This is a genomic window from Candidatus Spechtbacterales bacterium (genome assembly GCA_040879145.1).
Taxonomy (GTDB): Bacteria; Patescibacteriota; Minisyncoccia; order Spechtbacterales; family 2-12-FULL-38-22; genus JAWVZY01.
The window spans coordinates 1-3,878 of the sequence record JBBDKX010000018.1; the positions used below are offsets into that span (position 1 = coordinate 1).

Consider the following 3,878-nt stretch of genomic DNA (forward strand, 5'->3'; position numbering starts at 1 on the left):
TTGCATAAACTGCGATATTCCTCTTCAAAACTACTGCAAATAGCCTCTGTTTTTGCTATATGCCCCATATCCCGAAACACCTCTGCGCTTGTGGGTGTCAGAAAGTCTACCCCCACATTAGAAATAATATTTAACGATGATTCCGTCAACGCTTCGGGAATAAAAGATGTAATAAAAATTAATAAGGTTGCGGCTGATACAAATTTTTTCATAGATTTTCATAGATAAAATAAATTAGCATAAGTTCATTATACTAACAAATAAAGTACCTAAGGTATGGAAAACGAAACGAGAACAAAAAGCAAACTAAGGTGCATAATTATTCTTAAATTCGCCCGTTCAAAAACCATACAAACCTCATACCAAAATAGCTATTTGGGCAACAAATCCTTATATGTGTCGCGCTTTCTTATTACAATTTCTTTATTATTTTTTACCAGTACTTCTGCCGGCAAAAGACGTCCGTTAAAACGGCTCGCCATACTCATTCCGTAAGCGCCTGTGTTTTTTATAGCTAAAATATCCCCCTCATGTACAGTGGGTATTAAGCGGTCTTTCGCGAGAATGTCTGTACTCTCGCATATGTTACCCGAAATTGTAACTCGTTTTTTGCGCCCCTTGGGATTTGAGACATTTACCACCTCATGATAAGCGTCATAAAGCGCCGGTCTTATAAGGTGTGTCATGCCGCTGTTTGTACCCGCAACCAGCTCTCCAGCGGGAGTCTTCTGTATTGCGGTAACCTGAACCAAAAGAGTACCGCTCTCCCCCACCAAAAACCTGCCAGGCTCCACATAAAGACTAAGCTCTTTGCCGTAATTTTTTACAAATTTACCAAATTTATCAGAAAGTTTTTTACCCAACTCTTCAACATCTAATGGTTTTTCATTTGGAAGGTACGGAATCCCAAAACCTCCGCCAAAATCAATAAATTCCAAATCCTCAAAACCTTTTGCTGTGTCCAGCATAATATCCATCGCCTTCAAAAATATAGCCGGGTTTAGTATTCCCGAACCCACATGCTGATGAAGTCCCTTTATTTTAAGATCATATTTATCGGCAATCTGTTTAATTTTTTTAACATCTTTTATATCAATTCCAAACCTGCAATTCGGACCCGCTGTTATAACATGGCTATGATGCCCCGCTCCGTAAGAGGGGTTTATTCTGACCCCAACCTTGATGCCGGGCTTAATTTTACCTATTCGCTCAAGCTGGGTTAAAGAATCAACATTTATAAAAACTTTTTTATTTAAAACAAATTTCAACTCATCTTCGGTTAAATTATTGCCTGTAAAAAGTATATCCCGTGGCTTAAACCCGGCCTCTAAGGCAAGCCAAACCTCGCCGGGGCTTGAAGTATCCGCATATGCCCCGAGTTTGCGTAAAAATTTTAAAATGTGAGTGTTGGGATTTGCTTTTACAGCGTAGTTTATGCGCTTATTCGGATATTTTATTGCCTTATCCAACAAGTTAAACTGCCTTTCAATAATACCCGCATCATAAACATAAAGCGGTGTTCCGTATTTTTTAGCAAGTTGTTTTAATCTTTGATTATTCATAAAAGAAATATTGGCGGGAAGCTGTTGGGCTATTTTGATTTTTTAACCCTTTCCACATACTCTCCCTTCAAAGTGTTCACAAGTATTATGTCGTCCATTTCTATAAAAAGAGGGGTCAAAATCGTAGCGCCACTCTCAATTTTAACCTGTTTTGTTCCTCCGCTTACCGTATTTCCTCGTATATTTGGCGGCGCCTCAACAACTCTGTATTGAACTTTTATAGGCAGCTCTATGCTTATTATGTCGTCTTTAAAAAAAAGTGCTGAAACCTCCAGATTAGGTTTTAAAAAAAACTTCTCACCCCCCAAGCTCTCCTCCGAAAGTTCGTATCTTTCCCCTTTGTTCTCGAGATTACAAAATACGTACTTATCTTTATGTGAATACACAAACTCAAAAATCTTTTTTTGTATATTAGCTTCTTCAAATCTGTCTGAAGACGGATTAAAACCGCGTGTTATTGTAGCCCCGGTTATAAGATTTCTTAACTTGGCCTCAGCGGTTGCCGCCTGCCGCGCCACTTTTTTGTGCTGTATCTCTAAAACACGGTGCGGTGCACCATCCAATAAAATAAGAGTATCCTTTGTTAATTGGCTAACTGTTAGCATATTTTTTGCTTTACAAAATTAGTAATAAGTAATGCGTAATTTTTACAGCGCTGTACCTGCCTGTGTCGTGCGAGGCACACAGACAGGCGCCACCATATTTTTTTAAATAACTCAATGAGGTATTGGCATTGAGTTATTTATTTCTTAGCCCACAGGACTTGAAACCACGTACGCGAGCACATCGAAATTTGGGTCATGCAGCTCGATCATCTCATATTCTTGCCGTTCTATAAAATTAAGGTTGGCTGGATGCTTTGATAAATAATCGTTTTTGAAAATTTCGTAATCAGTTTCGAAATCATTACACCCCACTTGCGGTCGTTCTGTGTCTGGTTTTCGGATTCGAAGATGGGTTATGAGATTACCACCTGCTTCGATTGGATCGCGCAACTCAACCCGCGGCCCATTGTTATAATTGTAAGGTTTCCCCAACTTCTCTATAATTTTAACTAATGCGTCAAACTCTTCTTGGGAGTGAGAAAACACCGTCAAAGATTTAATCGAAAAAGCCCTTCCAAGAACCTTTTGAGCCATCTTTGAGGTTTCTGAAGCAACATATTTTACCGTTTCGACTAACTGCTCCTGATTTCGAATTTCTTTAGCCATACCTTTATTTATCATAGCACTTTTTACTTATCACTTATTACTTATTACTAATAAACTCTGTTTTAGACGAGCTTATCATATAAATTTCCATTTTTTCAAGTGCTTCTTCAACCAGCTTATTCGCTTCCAATCCTTCCTTCAGTTTAATCAAGGCATCTTGTGAAACCTTAGTTCTTGGATTGTTTGATGCAAAAACAGCGCAGCAGTCATCATAAGGAAGTATAGAGGTTTTAAATGTCTCTATTTTCTTTGCGATATCAATTGTTTCTTCTTTATCAAAAGCCAAAAGAGGGCGCATTATCGGTATTTCTATTTCGTGCCCCACAGCAGCCATGTTCTCTATTGTTTGACTTGCAACCTGTCCCAGACTCTCACCTGTGATAAGGGCTTTATATTCATTATTTTGCGATAGTTCCTGCGCTATCTCTGTCATAAACCTCCTTGATACCAGCGTTAAGAACGGGTTCTGTATGTTTTTAGATATTTCAACCTGCAGTCCTGTAAAATACACCACAAAGAGTCTAATTGGCGCCGCTTTATATCGCGACAAAATTTTACAAAGGTCTATTATTTTCTCTTTTGTCTTATCTCCCGTATACGGCGGGGTATGGAAGTATACAGCATCAACAGGCATTCCCCTTTTCATCATCATCCAGCCTGCCACGGGGCTATCTATCCCGCCCGAAAGCATAAGCAACCCGGGTGATGCCGTTCCCACAGGCAACCCCCCCAGTCCTTTTGCTTCATTGCCGGTTGAATATGCGTAAACTTCATTCTTTCTAACTTCGATTTCAACAATAAAATCAGGGTCGTGAATATCTACAGCAAGTTCGCTAAATTTATTAAGCACCTTCCCCCCTATTTCAGTGTTTATTTCCATGGAGTTCTTTTCAAACTTTTTGTTCCCGCGCCTTGCCTCTATTTTAAATGTCTTAGCGCCGTTTTTTATCTCCTGACTAGTTATTTCATATGAAATTTCTTCAATATCAGCCATTGAAAGCCCTGTTTTATATGCTTCAACATAGCCTGTAATACCGAACACATATTTTAGTTTTTCTGTTATCTGTTTTCTGTTATCTGTTTTCTGTACATATATCCTCCCCTC

5 protein-coding genes are annotated in these 3,878 nt (G+C 38.9%); all 5 read right to left on the bottom strand.

The window, feature by feature from the left end; translation table 11 throughout:
• On the bottom strand, positions 1-212 hold a 212-nt coding region (locus WDZ40_01715), incomplete at its 3' end, for a hypothetical protein (protein MEX0877564.1).
• 159 nt (positions 213-371) lie between these two features.
• On the bottom strand, positions 372-1,562 hold the full coding sequence (gene lysA / locus WDZ40_01720) for a diaminopimelate decarboxylase (protein MEX0877565.1): 1,191 nt from the start codon (positions 1,560-1,562) through the stop codon (positions 372-374).
• Between the two features lie 29 nt (positions 1,563-1,591).
• Complete coding sequence (locus tag WDZ40_01725) at positions 1,592-2,167, bottom strand: elongation factor P (protein MEX0877566.1); 576 nt, start codon at positions 2,165-2,167, stop codon at positions 1,592-1,594.
• A 144-nt stretch (positions 2,168-2,311) separates the two neighbouring features.
• Positions 2,312-2,773 carry a hypothetical protein gene (locus tag WDZ40_01730; protein ID MEX0877567.1) on the bottom strand — a complete coding sequence of 154 codons (462 nt, stop codon included), beginning with the start codon at positions 2,771-2,773 and terminating at the stop codon, positions 2,312-2,314.
• Between the two features lie 37 nt (positions 2,774-2,810).
• The coding region (gene thiI / locus WDZ40_01735) for a tRNA uracil 4-sulfurtransferase ThiI (protein ID MEX0877568.1) at positions 2,811-3,878 on the bottom strand (1,068 nt) is incomplete at its 5' end.

Coding starts and splice junctions, on each gene's coding strand:
- lysA (MEX0877565.1), bottom strand. CDS start 1,562: ATGAATAATCAAAGATTAAAACAACTTGCTAAAAAATACGGAACACCG.
- WDZ40_01725 (MEX0877566.1), bottom strand. CDS start 2,167: ATGCTAACAGTTAGCCAATTAACAAAGGATACTCTTATTTTATTGGAT.
- WDZ40_01730 (MEX0877567.1), bottom strand. CDS start 2,773: ATGGCTAAAGAAATTCGAAATCAGGAGCAGTTAGTCGAAACGGTAAAA.